General features: G+C 64.5%; 15 protein-coding genes. 3 read left to right on the top strand and 12 right to left on the bottom strand.

Features of this window, described 5'->3' with window-relative positions; genetic code table 11:
* Positions 1-98 precede the first annotated feature (98 nt).
* The 5 genes from ACPW74_RS03490 to ACPW74_RS03470 all read right to left on the bottom strand — a co-directional run bounded on the left by ACPW74_RS03490 (position 99) and on the right by ACPW74_RS03470 (position 4,314).
* On the bottom strand, positions 99-824 hold the full coding sequence (locus ACPW74_RS03490; RefSeq protein WP_279981665.1) for a copper homeostasis protein CutC: 726 nt from the start codon (positions 822-824) through the stop codon (positions 99-101).
* A 41-nt stretch (positions 825-865) separates the two neighbouring features.
* Positions 866-1,768: an ROK family protein gene (locus ACPW74_RS03485; RefSeq protein WP_223930349.1), complete on the bottom strand. Its 903-nt coding sequence runs from the start codon at positions 1,766-1,768 to the stop codon at positions 866-868.
* 109 nt (positions 1,769-1,877) lie between these two features.
* On the bottom strand, positions 1,878-2,384 hold the full coding sequence (locus ACPW74_RS03480; protein ID WP_039039287.1) for a GNAT family N-acetyltransferase: 507 nt from the start codon (positions 2,382-2,384) through the stop codon (positions 1,878-1,880).
* The gene (locus ACPW74_RS03475) at positions 2,372-3,187 is read right to left on the bottom strand and encodes a M48 family metallopeptidase (protein WP_010673474.1); all 816 of its coding nucleotides are present in this window, start codon (positions 3,185-3,187) and stop codon (positions 2,372-2,374) included. Before ACPW74_RS03475 ends, ACPW74_RS03480 begins: the two co-directional genes overlap by 13 nt.
* Positions 3,188-3,339: 152 nt before the next feature.
* Positions 3,340-4,314 carry a PstS family phosphate ABC transporter substrate-binding protein gene (locus ACPW74_RS03470; RefSeq protein WP_039039286.1) on the bottom strand — a complete coding sequence of 325 codons (975 nt, stop codon included), beginning with the start codon at positions 4,312-4,314 and terminating at the stop codon, positions 3,340-3,342.
* A gap of 231 nt (positions 4,315-4,545) precedes the next feature.
* Here ACPW74_RS03470 and ACPW74_RS03465 point away from each other — a divergent pair, with 231 nt between their 5' ends.
* Positions 4,546-5,799 (top strand): IS256 family transposase, encoded by a 1,254-nt coding sequence (locus ACPW74_RS03465; protein WP_113069873.1) that lies wholly within the window; start codon positions 4,546-4,548, stop codon positions 5,797-5,799.
* A 176-nt stretch (positions 5,800-5,975) separates the two neighbouring features.
* On the opposite strand, the gene phoR is transcribed toward ACPW74_RS03465, so the two are convergent.
* The 6 genes from phoR to ACPW74_RS03435 all read right to left on the bottom strand — a co-directional run bounded on the left by phoR (position 5,976) and on the right by ACPW74_RS03435 (position 11,861).
* Complete coding sequence (gene phoR / locus ACPW74_RS03460) at positions 5,976-7,271, bottom strand: phosphate regulon sensor histidine kinase PhoR (protein ID WP_010673472.1); 1,296 nt, start codon at positions 7,269-7,271, stop codon at positions 5,976-5,978.
* A gap of 72 nt (positions 7,272-7,343) precedes the next feature.
* Positions 7,344-8,033 carry a phosphate regulon transcriptional regulator PhoB gene (gene phoB / locus ACPW74_RS03455; protein WP_010673471.1) on the bottom strand — a complete coding sequence of 230 codons (690 nt, stop codon included), beginning with the start codon at positions 8,031-8,033 and terminating at the stop codon, positions 7,344-7,346.
* 102 nt (positions 8,034-8,135) lie between these two features.
* Positions 8,136-8,546, bottom strand: a complete 411-nt coding sequence (locus tag ACPW74_RS03450) for a VOC family protein (protein ID WP_181023053.1) — start codon at positions 8,544-8,546, stop codon at positions 8,136-8,138.
* 68 nt (positions 8,547-8,614) lie between these two features.
* The gene (locus ACPW74_RS03445; protein ID WP_223930350.1) at positions 8,615-9,316 is read right to left on the bottom strand and encodes a GGDEF domain-containing protein; all 702 of its coding nucleotides are present in this window, start codon (positions 9,314-9,316) and stop codon (positions 8,615-8,617) included.
* A gap of 27 nt (positions 9,317-9,343) precedes the next feature.
* The gene (locus ACPW74_RS03440; RefSeq protein WP_223930351.1) at positions 9,344-9,901 is read right to left on the bottom strand and encodes a hypothetical protein; all 558 of its coding nucleotides are present in this window, start codon (positions 9,899-9,901) and stop codon (positions 9,344-9,346) included.
* A 283-nt stretch (positions 9,902-10,184) separates the two neighbouring features.
* Positions 10,185-11,861 carry a sigma-54-dependent Fis family transcriptional regulator gene (locus ACPW74_RS03435; protein WP_111896661.1) on the bottom strand — a complete coding sequence of 559 codons (1,677 nt, stop codon included), beginning with the start codon at positions 11,859-11,861 and terminating at the stop codon, positions 10,185-10,187.
* A gap of 288 nt (positions 11,862-12,149) precedes the next feature.
* Here ACPW74_RS03435 and exaC point away from each other — a divergent pair, with 288 nt between their 5' ends.
* On the top strand, positions 12,150-13,667 hold the full coding sequence (gene exaC / locus ACPW74_RS03430; RefSeq protein ID WP_039039283.1) for an acetaldehyde dehydrogenase ExaC: 1,518 nt from the start codon (positions 12,150-12,152) through the stop codon (positions 13,665-13,667).
* A 51-nt stretch (positions 13,668-13,718) separates the two neighbouring features.
* Here the strand turns inward: exaC and ACPW74_RS03425 are convergent, their stop codons facing one another.
* On the bottom strand, positions 13,719-14,513 hold the full coding sequence (locus ACPW74_RS03425; protein ID WP_010673466.1) for an AraC family transcriptional regulator: 795 nt from the start codon (positions 14,511-14,513) through the stop codon (positions 13,719-13,721).
* A gap of 96 nt (positions 14,514-14,609) precedes the next feature.
* On the opposite strand from ACPW74_RS03425, the gene ACPW74_RS03420 reads away from it, so the two are divergent.
* The gene (locus ACPW74_RS03420) at positions 14,610-15,497 is read left to right on the top strand and encodes a DMT family transporter (RefSeq protein WP_111896663.1); all 888 of its coding nucleotides are present in this window, start codon (positions 14,610-14,612) and stop codon (positions 15,495-15,497) included.
* Positions 15,498-15,542: the final 45 nt, after the last annotated feature.

The following is a 15,542-nucleotide window of genomic DNA, read 5'->3' as shown; positions in this document are numbered from 1 at the left end:
GGTGGGAGACGCCTCACATCGGCCCCCTCATCCCCACCCCTTCTCCCGCAAGGGGAGAAGGGAGCAAAACAGAGCACCATATCGCCGCACGGCCTGTATCAGGCCCCGTCCAGCAGAGCCCTCACCGCCGCGACCTTGGCGCCATCGGTGATGTTGACCCGGCCATCGTCAGAGGTGCCCATGTTCACACCATGGGGAACCATGCCGCCGCGCCAGCCCATGCCGGACATGTGTACTTCATTGACGTCGGTGAATTCGATGATGGTGCGCACGTTGTCGGCGTTGACCCCGGCCCCCGGCATCAGGCTGGCCCGTCCCGCCAGCGCCTGGTGCATGGCCTGCAGGGTTTCGAGCCCCGCCAGCGCGGTCGGCGCATGGCCGGAGCTCAGAATGCGCTCGCAACCCGCCGCGACGATCGTCTCGAGATCCAGCCGCCAGTCGGAGGAGAGATCGATGGCCCGGTGGAAGGTGACGCCAAGCGGCCCCGCCGCCTCGACCAGTTGCCGGAGCTTGCCTTCGGGTACCCGTCCATCTTCATCCAGCAGACCGACCACCACCCCTTGCAGGCCGGCAGCACGTGCGGCGGCGATATCCTGCAGCATGATGTCGAACTCCCCCTCGCCAAAACAGAAATCCCCGGCACGGGGCCGGATCATGGCGTAGACGGGGATGGTGGCGTGGCGCGCCACCTGCTGCATGAAACCATAGGAGGGAGTGAGGCCACCCAGCCCCAGCGCAGAGCAGAGCTCGATGCGATCGGCGCCGGCCGCCTGGGCGGTGAACAGGGATTCGAGGTTGTCGATACAGATTTCAAGACGGGTCATGATGACTCCTTGTTCGGGGAGATCAGACCCTCTGTCCGATCTCACAGATTGAGCAGGGCTGCACCGCGCACACCGCCGGCTCCACCGAAGCGGGCCTCGCGGATCGCCGGCAGGGCGACACCGGGCAGCAGGTGGCCGGGCAGACGTTTGGGCAACTCCTCATAGAGGGCTGGCAGGGCGCTCAGGCCGCCCCCCAGCACCACCACATCGGGATCAACCACCGAGATGGCGGTGGCAAGGCCGGCGGCGATGATCTCGAGCCAGCAGTCGATGGTCGAGAGGGCCGCCGCCTCACGGGCATCGGCACGGGCGACGATCTGGTGGCCGCTCACCCGTTCCCCATGAACATGGTGGTATAGCCGCTCCAGGCCCGTGCCCGACGCATAGGTTTCGAAACAGACCAGGCGCCCGCAGCCACAGCGGGGACGGGGCAAATCCGGGTATTTCATCAGGATGGTGGCGGGCAGCGGGTAGTGACCTATCTCCCCCGCCAGCCAGTTGCGCCCCTGGATGAGCTTGCCCGCCAGGTAGACGGCGCCGCCGATGCCGGTACCTATGGTGACGCCGAGGGCGCTGCCTGCGCCGTCTGCGGCCCCCTGATGCACTTCCGACCACAGGAAACAGTTGGCGTCATTGTCGACCTTGACCGGTCGGCCCAGCAGTTCGGCCAGATCCGCCCCCAGATGGCGGCCATGGATGGCGGGCAGGTTGGCCGCCACTATGCTCCCGTCGAGGCGATTGAGGATCCCCGGAAACCCGATGCCGACGGCCCCTTTCACCCCGAAGCACGCATCCGCCGCCTCGACCCGCTCGCGGATCAGCTGCTGCAACCCTTCGTAATCATTGCCGGGAGTGCTCATGCGCTCCTCGTGACAGAGATTCAAGGCGCCGTCATACACAGCGAACGCTATCTTGGTGCCGCCAATGTCAAATCCGTAGTACATGCCACACTCCCTTGCGGTGGACCCGGCCACCTCAGTCTGTCCAGATGGGGCACATTGTATTAATTCGCAAAAAAAATAAAGTGACCGAGGGCGAAAAACGGGAGCCAGCTCAAAGCAAACGGAACATTTGTCGTTGTTGGCAAGGTTGTCCGAGGCTCATCAGGGTGCGCTCCTGACCGTCGAACATGAAGCCGCGGCGCAGGTAGAATCCCTCGCCGATGTGATTGCCATCCAGCAGCCAGAGCCTGACGCACTCGCAACCGGCCCGGCGCATCTGCACCGCCACCGCCTGCCACAGCCGTTTGCCATGACCCTGACGCCAATGATCGGGATGAAGGTAGAGCGCCCGGATCCGCGCCGTCATCAAGCCTTCCTCCAAAGAGGGCTGCCAGTAGAGCAGGCCGATGACCACGTCGTCCTGGCAGACCAGCATGGGAACGGGGCCGGGCTCGGCGAGCCGGTGTCGCCAGATCTGCAGGTGGTCGGTCACCGCCAGCTGGGCCAGCATGTCGGCCCCCAGCACCTCCCCGTAGGCCGCCAGCCAGCTCGCCCGCTGCATCACCGTCATGGCGGCGGCATCGGCGGGACGCGCCAGGCGCAGGCTTACGCCTTGCACTGGGGAACCAGCCCTGATGCTTTCGCCTGCTGGTACAGGGGCTGCACCTCGGCCTGCTGGGCCTGCAGGTTGGCGATCCGGCTCTGGTCGCTGGGGTGGGTGGAGAGCAGCTGGGGCGGTGCCTTGCCACCGGAGGCGGCGCTCATGTTCTGCCACAGGGTGACGGCTTCGGCCGGGTTGAACCCGGCGCGGGCCATCAGCTCGAGACCGAGCCGGTCCGCTTCGCTCTCCTGGGTTCTGCCATAAGGCAGGGCTATCCCCACCTGGACCCCGAGGCCCAGGGCGGCCATGGTGGCAGCGCCCCCGAGGCTGTCGCTGCTGCCGATGGCGGCGTCCGCCACCGCCAGCCCGATACCGGTCAGCTGATCCCGGGAGAGGCGCTCGTTGGAGTGCTGGGCCAGCACGTGGGTCAGCTCGTGACCGATGACGGTGGCGAGCTGGTCCTGATTCTTGGCGACTTTCAGCAGGCCGCTGTAAACGCCTATCTTGCCGCCGGGCAGGGCGAAGGCGTTGATCTCCTTGGAGTCGAACACCACCACCTCCCAGCTGGTGATGCCATAGCTGGCAGGCACCTGGGCGGTCACCGCCTTGGCCACGCAGCCCACATAGGCATTCATCCTGGCATCCGTGCTCACCTTCTCCTGCTGCTTCATCTGGGTGAAGGAGTCGGCGCCCAGCTGGTTCATCTGCTGGGGGGAGAAAAGCAGCATCTGGTTGCGACCGGTCGGCGACTGGGCGCAGCCGGCCAGCAGGGCGCTGCACAAGGCCGTCAGGGCCAGTCTGGAGAGGGAAGATGCGCGCATGAGAGGGTCCTTTGCCGTGAAGTTGCCCTATTCTCGGAAATGCCGCCGCCCGGCGCAAGCCGGGCGCTGCGCCCTGCGACCAAAAAGATCCTGGGGCGCACCAATGAAAACGAGCCCGCATGGGGCTCGTTTTTCTGCAAGGGCATGTTCTGTTACATGATGCCCAGCTTCTTCAGGTCGGCCTGAACCACCTTGGCCGGGACCGGCACATAGCCGTCCTTGGCAACGATGGTCTGGCCCGCCTTGGAGAGCATCATCTTCACAAACTCCTGCTCCATCGGGGAGAGCGGCTTGTTCGGATGCTTGTTCACGTAGACGTACAGGAAGCGCGACAGCGGGTACTTGCCGGTGATGGCGTTGTCGGAGCTCGCCTCGATGAAGGTCTTGCCATCCTTGGAGAGCGGAACGGCGCGCACGCCGGAGGTGACGTAGCCGATACCGGAGTAGCCGATGCCGTTCAGGGAGGAGGAGACGGACTGTACCACGGAGGCGGAGCCCGGCTGCTCGTTCACGCCGCTCTTGAAGTCACCGTTGCACAGGGCGTGTTCCTTGAAGTAACCGTAGGTACCGGACACGGAGTTGCGACCGAACAGTTGCAGATCCTTGCCGGACCAGCTGCCGTCCAGACCCAGATCAGACCACTTGGTGGCCGCCTTGGCTTCGCCGCACTTGAGGGTGCTGGAGAAGATGGCGTCGATCTGCGACATGGTCAGCCCCTTGATGGGGTTGTCCTTGTTGACGAACACGGCCAGGGCATCGACGGCGACGCGGATGGCGGTCGGCTTGTAGCCGTAGCGCTTCTCGAATGCCTCCTCTTCACCGGCCTTCATGGCACGGCTCATGGGGCCAAACTGGGCGACGCCCTCGGTCAGGGCAGTCGGTGCGGTGGAAGAACCGGCGGCCTGGATCTGCACGTTGACGTTGGGATACATGCGCTTAAATTCTTCGGCCCACAGGGTCATCATGTTGGCCAGGGTGTCCGAGCCGACAGAGGACAGGTTGCCCGAGATGCCGCTGGTCGGTGTGTATTCCGGCAGGTCTTTATCCACACCGGCAGCCAGAGCGCTGACAGAAAACAGGGTTGCTGCGGTGAATCCGATGACACCAGCCAGTTTGTTGAGTTTCATCCAATCTCTCCAAGTCCAAGGTTGCAGAAGGCAATCGTCAGGTTGACGTCTAAACGTGGTTGACACCCGATCGTAATGATCCGTGGGCCAGCACCACTCCTTCTCCAGTGTTACAGAAGGTCCGTTCTTTAAGAGAGTTATGGTGATTTCTGGTGTACGGAGGGATAGAAGGAGTGGCGTATCCTGCTGATTGATTCCTGCAAGAATCTCAATCAACAGAGCGGATACGCCATGAAACATTCTACCCTCACTGTCCTGCCACAACCAGAAGGCAAGCCCGGCGACATGCTCACCGAGCTGCTACGCGCCGGAGCCAGGGACCTGATTGCACACGCTGTGGAGGCGGAGCTCGCCATCATGCTTGAGCAGCATCGAGAGTTGCGACTCCCTGATGGCCGCCAGGCGGTAGTGCGCAACGGGTATCTGCCCCAGCGGACTATCCAAACCGGCATCGGAGACGTTGAAATCAAAGTGCCCAAGGTACGCGACCGCAGCGGCTCCGGTATCAACTTCACCAGCACCCTGCTGCCGCCCTATCTCAAGCGCTCCCGCAGTATCGAGGAGCTGTTGCCGTGGCTCTACCTCAAGGGGATATCCAGTGGGGACTATCAGGAGGCCCTCTGTGCGCTGCTCGGCGACCAGGCCAAGGGGCTGTCAGCCAACACCGTCTGCCGGCTCAAGCAAGGTTGGATTGATGAGCACCAGCGGTGGCGACAACGAGACCTGACCAAGTCTCGCTATGTCTACTGGTGGGCCGACGGGATATACAGCAACGTGCGCATGGATGACCGGCTCTGTTTGCTGGTCATCATCGGGGTGACCGAGCACGGGCGCAAGGAGCTGGTTGCGGTGGAGGATGGTCACCGGGAGTCAGAGACAAGCTGGACGGAGGTGCTGATGGGACTGCGAGGCAGAGGGCTCACCCTCAGTCCCAAGCTGGCCATCGGGGATGGGGCACTGGGCTTTTGGAAGGCGCTGGCCAAGTGCTACCCGGACACAGCCCATCAGCGCTGCTGGGTTCACAAGACAGCGAATGTCTTGTCGGTGCTGCCCAAGTCGGTACAGCCCAAGGTCAAGGAGGCGCTGCATGATATCTGGATGGCCGAGACGAGAGAGGATGCTCACAAGGCGTTTGATCGCACCCTGACCCGTTTTGAAGCGAAGTATCCAGGGGCCATGGATAAACTGGTTAAAGACCGGGATGAACTGCTGGCGTTCTATGATTTTCCGGCGGAGCACTGGGTCAGTATCCGGACGACTAACCCGATAGAGTCAACGTTTTCGACGGTCCGGTTACGCACCAAGCGAGCGAGAAACTGTGGTTCACGGGAGACCACGCTGGCGATGGTTTATAAGCTGCTGGAGTCGGCCCAAAAGAACTGGAAGCGGCTCAAGGGATTTGCGCTGCTGACGTTGGTGGTAAACAACGTGAAGTTCAAGGACGGAATACAGATGCAGGAAGAGTCAGACAGGAACGCCGCCTGACTCCATACACCACATTTGACAATAACTCTCTTTAAGACGGCGCCAGTATCTGGCCTGGCAGTGACAAATTTATGGAATTTATATGACACTTTGATGACATGGGCCGAGAGTGGCCCGGATGAAAAAAGGGCTGCGATGCAGCCCTTCTCTCGTTGCTAACACATTGACACAAAATATTATTTCACCAGCACCATGCGGGCGGGAATGAGAAAGCTGAAGCGGCTGCCCGCACCGACCCGGCTCTCGATATCGAGATGGGCATCGTGATGACTCAGGGCGTGCTTGACGATGGCAAGGCCGAGCCCGGACCCTCCGGTGTGGCGCGAGCGGGCCTTGTCGACCCGATAGAACCGCTCGGTGAGGCGCGCCAGGTGCTCGGGGGGGATCCCCTCCCCCTCATCCTGCACCGCAAACAGCGCCATGCTCCCCTGCTTGCGCCACTCCACGGTGATCTTGCGCCCCGCCGGGGTGTAGTGGATGGCGTTGTAGACCAGGTTGGAGACGGCGCTGCGCAGTTGATCCTGATCCCCGCGCACCAGCAGATTGGGCTGAACCATGAAGACGATCTCGTGGGCCCGCTCGCCGGAGAGCGCCCGCGCCTCCTGCTCCAGCAGCCCCAGCATGGCGGGCATGTCCACCAGATGGGAGAGATCCACGGTGGGCGCCGCCTCGATGCGCGACAGGGTGAGCAGCTGGTTAACCAGATTGTCCATGCGGATCGTCTGCTCCATCATCACCTTGTGCGCCTTGGCCCACATGGCGGGGGGCGGCGGCTCCTCGGTCATCTCCAGATACCCCTTGAGCACGGTGAGGGGGGTGCGCAGCTCGTGAGAGACGTTGGAGACGAAGTGCTTGCGCGTCTTCTCCAGGCTGCGCAGCCGGGTCACGTCCCGCACCACCAGCATGGCCTGGTCCTCCGCATAGGGCATGATGCGAAATTCGAGGAACTTCTCCTCGTTGATGGGGGAGTGCATCTCGAACGGCTCGTCATACTGCCCCTTGCCCAGATAGGCGACGAAGGCGGGGTGACGGATCAGGTTGCCGATGTGCTGGCCGGCATCCTCGGGCCAGCGAAAGCCGAGCAGTTGCTCCGCCAGCCGGTTGCACCAGAGGATGCTGCCGTCGGTGCGAAACACCACGGCCGCATCGGGCAGCGCCTCCGCCCCTTCCCGAAAACGGCGGATGAGGCCCGCCAGCTCCCGGCGCCGGGCCCGGTGACGCTGTTGCAACTTGTAGATGCCGTTGAAGATGTGCTCCCAACTGCCGCTGCCGTGGGGCGGCACCAGGCTGCGATCGTGCCACAGCCAGTCCGACAGCCGCTTCTGAAAGCGGTAGTGCCAGACCAGGTGCACCACAGTGGCCACCAGCAGGCAAAGAACGAGATGATCGATTAACCAACCTACCAAGACGAAGGGGCTGTAGAAGAACGCCATTCGCCACAACTGTCGCCGCCAGGCGTAAGGTTGCAACATTAAGATCTCCTAGAGACAGCAAAGAGCCGGGTCCAATGCCCGCCAGCAGGGGCTGGCGGCACTGGCCCAGACCTAGAGACGGGTCGAGAAGCGGTAGCCGGCCCCGCGCACCGTCTGGATCAATCTGTCGTGCCCCGTCTCTTCGATGGCCTTGCGCAGGCGGCGAATGTGCACGTCCACCGTCCTGTCCTCGACATATACGTTGGTACCCCAGACGTTGTTGAGCAACTGTTCGCGGCTGTAGACCCGCTCGGGGTGGGTCATGAAGAAGTGCAGCAGCTTGAATTCGGTCGGCCCCATGTCGAGGGCCTTTTCCTCGGCACTGACCCGGTGGGAAACGGGATCCAGCTTGAGCCCCTGCACCTCGATCACCTCGTCCACCGAGGTGGGAGAGACACGGCGCATCACGGCGTGCAGGCGGGCGGTGAGCTCCTTGGGGGAGAAGGGTTTGGTGATGTAGTCGTCGGCACCGGCCTCGAGCCCGCGCACCTTGTCCTCTTCCTCGCCCCGGGCGGTCAGCATCACCACCGGGATCTGGCGAGTCATCTCATCCTGCTTGAGCTGCTTGAGGAACTGGATACCGCTGCCGCCTGGCATCATCCAGTCCAGCACGATGAGTTCGGGGTAGGGTTCGCGCACCTTTGCCAGTCCATCGGCGTAATCTTCTGCTTCTACTGTTTCATATCCCTTCTGCTCAAGCACGAAGCAGAGCATTTCGCGGATCGGTGCCTCGTCCTCGACCACCAGAATTCGCTTAGCCATATCCCTTCTCTCTCCTCTGTGAAGATGGGTGCGCCAATTATTAGAACTTTCTGTGACACTTTTATGACTTTATGACGGGCGGGATGATAAACGTTTTCAGATTCAGTTGGCAGCAGCGAGTTGCAGCAGGTCCCAGCGATTGCCACTGATGTCCTCGAACACCACCACGGTGCCGTAAGGTTCGAGGCGCGGCTGTTCACAAAAACGAACGCCATAGGCCTGCATCCGCTCGTAATCGCCCCAGAAGTCGTCGGTCTCGAGAAACAGGAAGACCCGACCGCCCCCCTGGCGACAGATGGCGGCGCGCTGCTCCTCGTTGGCCGCGCGGGCCAGCAGCAGGGCGGAGCCGGGAGCCCCCTTGGGAGCGACCCGCACCCAGCGTTTGCCCGGTTTGCCCGGCTCGTCGAGGGGGGTGTCTTCCAGTAGCTCGAAGCCCATTCCCCGGGTGAAGAAGGCGATGGCCTCGTCGTAATCTGCCACCAGCAGCGTCAGGGCGCCAATATGTTGTGCCATGGCATCTCTCCTCGGATAAATGATGGGGCGCATGATAGCCCCGCCCGGCCATGGGCTCCAGCGCCGGATCAGTCGGGCGCCACCTCCACCCGGTTGCGACCATTCTGCTTGGCCTGATAGAGCGCCTCGTCGGCCCGCTTGAGCGCCTGCTCCAGGCTATCCTTGCGCCGCTCGGCCACCCCGAAGGAGGCGGTGATCCCGAGCCCCAGCGGCCAGTGCCTGTACCCCTCCAGTGCCCCTCTCAGCCGCTCCGCCAGGGCGGCAGCCCGTCCCTCGTCGTAATGGAGGCATACCAGCACGAACTCCTCCCCACCCCAGCGCACCAGTCGGCACAGGCTGTCACAATGGCGCAGCAGCTCGCTCACCATGTGCTTGAGCACCTCGTCCCCCACCGGGTGGCCGTGACCGTCGTTGACCCCCTTGAAGTGATCGATGTCGATATAGATGAAGGAGAGCGGCATCTCGCCGAGCTCCCCGAGCAGCTTTTCGCCACCGAGCCGGTTGAGGGCCCCGGTCAGGGGATCGTAGCGGGCCTCCTCCTCGGTGCGCCGGTTCTGCTCGAACAGGCTCGCACTCAGGGCTTCAGCCGCGAGGCGCGCCTCCCTGGCCTTGCGCAGCCGATCCCCGAACATCAGGTTCTGGACCAGGAAGAGCAGCACGCCGTAGACAAGCCACCCCAGCAGCAGATAGCGATAGAAGTCCCCCGGCTTGCACCAGCGGCCATAGAACTCCAGCCGCTCGAGCCGCAACCGGTACTCCCCCGGCAGCATCTTGTCATCGGAGGCGATCTCGATGGCCTAAACATGGTGCAGATCCGGCCCCTGCTGGACCAGCGGAATATCGTACTGCTGCACCCACCAGGAGCTGGGGGCAAAGACATTCAGGGGGACATCCTGCTCACGACCAAAATCCCTGGCGGTGAAGAGCACTTCGTTGAACTTGTGGGAACTCTCGTCTTCCCGCGTCGAGTAGACGGGATCGTAGTTGCGCAGATAAAGGCGCCAGGCCTGTCCCCCCTGCCCTTCTACATCCAGCCTCACCCGCACCCCGGTGAAGCCGGAGAGATCCAGCCCCCGCTCGGGGTCGGTCAGGGTCAGAACCAGCTCGCAGAAAGGATAGGCATATTGGCTTCGCAGGGTGCACTGGATGGCGGGTCTGTCGCCCCCCTGACTCAGGGTGGCGACGGAGGAGCCCTTGTGGGCCCTGTCATCCTGGGCACGCACGGACAAACCGGCCTGGCTCAGGATGTCGAGCCGCCGCTCGGGTCCGAATTCGAATAACACCATGGCCAGCAGGCTCGCCGCCAGCAGGCACCAGAACAACAGCGTCGTCATGCGGGAATAGGAAGGGATCATCGGTATCACACCTGAAAAAGGGCTTTTACCCTACACCTTGAAGCGCCGGACCGCGCTGATCCAGATCCAAGGTTATTACACGCGCCGCACCGGGCGCAGACGAGTGCCGACTAGCCGGCACGGGCCCCATGGGGCGCAAGCGGCATCGGCCAGCAGCCGGGAGAGAGGCGGGGAGCCTCGTCGGTCGTAAGATGGATCATTGAGCACTCCCTGCGATGGAAACACAACGAAAAAACGTCCTTGCCACCGCAGTCTACACAGGCGCTGGACGGCGCGACACCCTTCACCCCTCCTCCCGCAGCGCCCGATAGAGGGTGGTGCGACTGATGCCAAGACGGCGCGCCGCCTCGCTTACGTTGCCGCCGCACTCTGCCAGGGTCTGCTGCACCCGCTGCCGGCTCTGCTCGCGCAGGGTATTCCCTCCCAAAGGTGAGCTCGCTCCCCCCGCCACGGCGGGCAGATGCAGATGGGCAGGTTCAATCCAGCCCTGCCCCTCTGCCAGTACACAGGCCACCTCCAGCGCCTGTTTGAGCTGGCGCACGTTGCCGGGCAGTGGGTGAGCCAGCAACCGCTGCTCCGCCTCCCGGCTCAGTTGTAGCGCCGGGTCCATCTGGGCGAGCAGGTTCAGGATCAGCCCCTGACGCTCGGGCACCGACCAGGCCCGCAGGGGTGCCAGTTGCTGGCGCCAGCCGCAGATGCGGTAGTAGAGATCTTCGCGAAAGGTGCCGGCCGCCACCATGGCCGCCAGATCCCGATGGCTGGCGCTGACCAGCCAGAAATCCACCGCCTCGGGTCTGTGGCTGCCTACCGGGGTGACGACGCGCTCCTGCAACACCCGCAGCAGCCGGGTCTGGGCCTGGAGCGGCAGCTCGCCAATTTCATCCAGCATCAGGATGCCGCCGTGGGCGGCGCGCAGATAGCCCTGGCTGCCCTGGCTGCGGGCACCGCTGAAGGCCCCCCCCACGTAGCCAAACAGCTCGGCCTCCACCAGCTCCGCCGGCAGGGCGCCGCAGTTGACGCACACCAGAGGCCGCGCCCGACGGCTCGATCTGGCGTGCAGGGTGCGCACCAGGTGCTCCTTGCCGCTGCCGGTCTCCCCCTCGATGAGCAATGAGATGCCCCGCTCCAGCATCTTGAGCGGCACCTGCTGCGCCTGCGATCCCCCCTCCTCAACCGCGCTCGGCAGGGGAAGCCTGGCGGCGCGCTCCCCCGCCTCCGGCACCAGCCGCAGGCCGCGGCGCTCGCGCAGCAACTGCTGACCGTCGAAGGGGTGCTGGCCGAGCCAGAGCCGACCGGCCCGGTTGGCCCCGAGCAGCTCGCCCCCCTCCCCCAGCAGCAGGCGGGCAGACCAGAGACTCTGGGGATCGAGATCCACCAGCCAGCCCGGCTGGCGGGCCAGCAGGGCGTTTTCCAGGGTCATGGCCAGGAGGCGCACGGTGCCCAGCATGTCGCCCCCGTGGTGGGCCGCATCGGTGGAGATGTCGAGCACGCCGAGCAGTTGCCCGTCCGGCCCGAGCAGGGGGCAGGCGCTGCAACTGAGAAAGCTGTGCTGGGCGAAGAAGTGCTGCGCCCCCAGCACCTGCACCTCGCTCTGCTCGGCCAGCGCGGTGCCGATGGCGTTGGTGCCCTTGCTCGCCTCCCCCCAGCGGGCGCCGCTGCGCAAAAAAATGCGCTCGGCATGGCGGGCAAACCGGTCGTCTCCGCTCACCGCGAGGATGGCCCCCTCGCCGTCACACAACAGCAGACGACAGGGTCTGCCTGCCAGCAACTGGCCAAAGAGCGGCAGCACGAAGCGCTGGAAGCAGGCGATGAGCGTCCTGTGCTGCTCCTGGCGAGCCGACAGCTCCCCCTGGGGCAGCAAGTCCAGCTCGGCGCTCTGCTGGCGGCTCAGCCCCTGATGCAGGCAGCGCTCCCAGGAGCGCTGGATTGGGCTGGCACCGGATTGAGGCAACTCGCTCATCACACCTCCTTCTACACACTCGCGAATAGGGCCGCCTTGGGGGAGCGCCTTCATCACGTCTCCTGTTCACAAACGGCACAGTGTCACACCCGATGTTCAGAAACGGCACAGTTCGGGGGCCGCCCTAGGGGGCACTGGTTAACCAAGATACCCCTTGGCACCCCATTTGATAACGTTTTTGCAACCTTTTTGTGTAGAGCGCCGCCCGCTGGCACGCCCCTTGCGATGACAGGAAGCAACCGGACTGCCCGCCAGGCCGGTCAGGACCACACACATAAGGATGATGAGATGATTTATACCGCTCCCGGTCAGGCAGGTGCCCTGGTCAGCTTCAAATCCCGTTATGACAACTTCATCGGTGGCGACTGGGTGGCGCCGCGCGCCGGCCGCTATTTCGAGAACATCTCGCCGGTGGATGGCCGGGTGTTCTGCGAGGTGGCCCGCTCCGACGCCGCCGACATCGAGCTCGCCCTGGACGCGGCCCACAAGGCGTTCGCCAGCTGGAGCAAGACCAGCGTCACCGAGCGCAGCAACCTGCTGCTGCGCATCGCCGATCGCATCGAACAGAACATTGAGCGGCTCGCCGTCGCCGAGACCTGGGAGAACGGCAAGGCGGTGCGCGAGACCCTGGCCGCCGACCTGCCCCTGGTGGTGGATCACTTCCGCTACTTCGCCGGCTGCATCCGCGCCCAGGAGGGCTCCGCCGCCGAGCTGGACCAGAACACCGTCAGCTACCACTTCAAGGAGCCCATCGGCGTGGTCGGCCAGATCATCCCGTGGAACTTCCCCCTGCTGATGGCCGCCTGGAAGCTGGCCCCGGTACTGGCGGCCGGCTGCTGCAGCGTGCTCAAGCCCGCCGAGCAGACCCCGGTCACCATCATGCTGATGATGGATCTCATCAAGGACATCCTGCCCCCCGGCGTGGTCAACGTAGTCAACGGCTTCGGCGCCGAGGCGGGCCAGGCGCTCGCCACCAGCAACCGGATCCAGAAGCTGGCGTTTACCGGCTCCACCGAGGTGGGCGCCCATATCCTGCGCTGCGCCGCCGACAAGCTAATCCCCTCCACCGTGGAGCTCGGTGGCAAGTCCCCCAATATCTACTTCGCCGACGTAATGCAGCACGAGAGCAGCTACATCGACAAGGCGGTGGAAGGGATGCTGATGACCTTCTTCAACCAGGGGGAGGTGTGTACCTGCCCCTCCCGCGCCCTGGTGCAGGCCAGCATCTATGACGACTTCATGGACCGGGTGCTGGCCCGCGCCCGCACCATAGTGCAGGGCAACCCCCTCGACACCACGACCCAGGTGGGGGCCCAGGCGTCCCGCGAGCAGTTCGACAAGATCCTGAGCTACATGGAGATCGGCCGCGGCGAAGGGGCCAAGATGCTGCTGGGCGGCGGCCCGGCCAAGGTGAGCGGGCTGGAGGGGGGCTTCTACATCCAGCCCACCATCTTCTCGGGCCAGAACAAGATGCGGGTGTTCCAGGAGGAGATCTTCGGGCCGGCGCTCGGGGTCACCACCTTCAAGGACGAGGCGGATGCCCTGGCCATTGCCAACGACACCCAGTACGGGCTGGGGGCGGGCCTGTGGACCCGGGACAGCAATCTGGCCTGGCGCATGGGGCGCGGCATCCAGGCCGGCCGGGTCTGGGTCAACTGCTACCACGCCTACCCGGCCCATGCGGCCTTTGGCGGCTACAAGAAGTCGGGGATCGGTCGCGAGACCCACAAGATGATGCTGGACCACTACCAGAACACCAAGAACCTGCTGGTGAGCCACGACATCAACCCCCTCGGCTTCTTCTAAGCCCATCCCATGATCCACAAGGGCGCCTGCGGGCGCCCTTTTTCATGCGGTTCAGGCCACGGGTTGGCCCAGTTGCTGGCGATAGCGCTGGGGGGCGCAGCCCTGTTCGCGCTGGAACATGGCGATGAAAGCCGAGGTGGAGGCGTAACCGAGGCGCCAGGCGATCTCCTGCACCGGCATCTCGCCCCGCAGCCAGTCCAGCGCCTTCACCAGCCGCAGCCGGGTGCGCCACTGGCCCAGGCTCATGCCAAGCTCCTTCTGGCAACGCCGCGCCAGGGTGCGCTCCGTGGTGTGCAGCGCCCTGGCCCACTCCACCAGCGTGCGGTTGTCCTCCGGCGCCGCCTGCAATGCCGCCAGCAAGGGTGCCAGCAGGCGATCCCGGCTCTGGGGCAGGTAGCTCGGCTGGCAACGGGTGCGGGCCAGCTTCTCGATGAAGAGCTCACCCTGACGGGCATCCCACTCATCCTCCATGTGGCCGACCCGGCGCTGGGTGAAGTCCTCCAGCAGGGCCCGCAGCAAGGGGGTGAGGGCCAGCAGCTGGGGTTCCCGTGGCAGGCGCGGTGCCAGCGCGTGGCTGACGTAGATGGAGGTGTAATCCAGGGTCTGCTCGTTGAAGGCGGTGTGGGGCAGGTCCGCCGGCACCCAGATGAGGTAGTCCGGAGGCGCCACCAGCCGCTCTCCCCCCACCTCCACCACCATGACCCCCAGGCTGATGAGGCTGAGCTGACCCCAGGGGTGGGCGTGCTCGGCGCAGGCGTTGCCCCCCTGGATCTGGCTGTAGCGAAAGTAGAGGGGGTTGGGGTCGGCCAGCAGGCGATCCTGCTCGGCCAGGGTGAGGGTGCCCATGCAGATTGTCCCAAAGCGGTTATGACATGTCTTATTTACGCTACTTACCTCGTTCAAGACAAGGCTAGACTCTCCCCATCGTACCAAGGAGTGCCTATGCCTTTTCTCTTCCCCCTGCTCGCCATCCTGATCTGGGCCGCCAATACCGTGGTCTCCAAGGCCGCCGCCGGCGTGCTGGATCCCGCCGCCATCTCCTTCTATCGCTGGGTGATCGCCGCCTTCGCGCTCTCCCCCTTCTGCCTGCCGCAGCTCTGGCGCCGCCGGGCCGACATCCGCCCCTGGCTCGGCAAGCTGCTGGTGCTCTCCCTGCTCGGCATGGTGCTCTACCAGTGCCTCGCCTACTACGCCGCCCACAGCACCTCGGCCACCAACATGGGGGTCATCGGCTCCCTGCTGCCCCTGCTCACCCTGCTCATCGGGGCCTGCTGCTTTGGCCAGAAGCCGGGCAAGCAGGCGCTGCTCGGCATGAGCCTCTCCCTGTTCGGGGTGCTCTGGCTGCTGGGTCAGGGCAACCCCCTGGCACTGCTGCACAGCGGCATCAACCCGGGCGATGGCATGATGCTGCTGGGGGCAGCCAGCTATGCCCTCTATGGCCTCTTGATCCGCCGCTGGCAACTGCCGTTCGGCCCCTGGCTCAACCTCTACCTGCAGATCCTGCTGGCGGTGCTGCTGCTCATCCCGGTGGCCCTCTCTGCCGACTCCCTGGCCATTCCCGCCCAGGGCTGGAGCATGGTGCTGTTCGCCGGCCTCGCCTCCTCCATCTTCGCCGCCTACTGCTGGATGCGCGGCCTCGCCACCCTGGGGGCGGAGCGCACTTCGGTCTTCATGAACCTGATGCCCCTGTGCACGGCCCTCATCGCCGTCATCACCCTGGGGGAGCCCATCCACGGCTATCACCTGCTGGGGGGCGGCCTCATCCTGACCGGGGTCATGCTCTCCCAGCTCAAGCCGAGGGTACGCCGTCCTCTGCCGGAAGGTGCTTGAGCCGGCCAGCACCATGAAAGAAGGGAGCCTCGGCTCCCTTCTTGC

This window comes from Aeromonas sp. INTO2 (genome assembly GCF_049860605.1).
Classification (GTDB): Bacteria; Pseudomonadota; Gammaproteobacteria; order Enterobacterales; family Aeromonadaceae; genus Aeromonas; species Aeromonas caviae.
The sequence above is the reverse complement of the archived record's forward strand: the minus strand, read 5'-3'. Positions and strand labels throughout refer to the sequence as shown.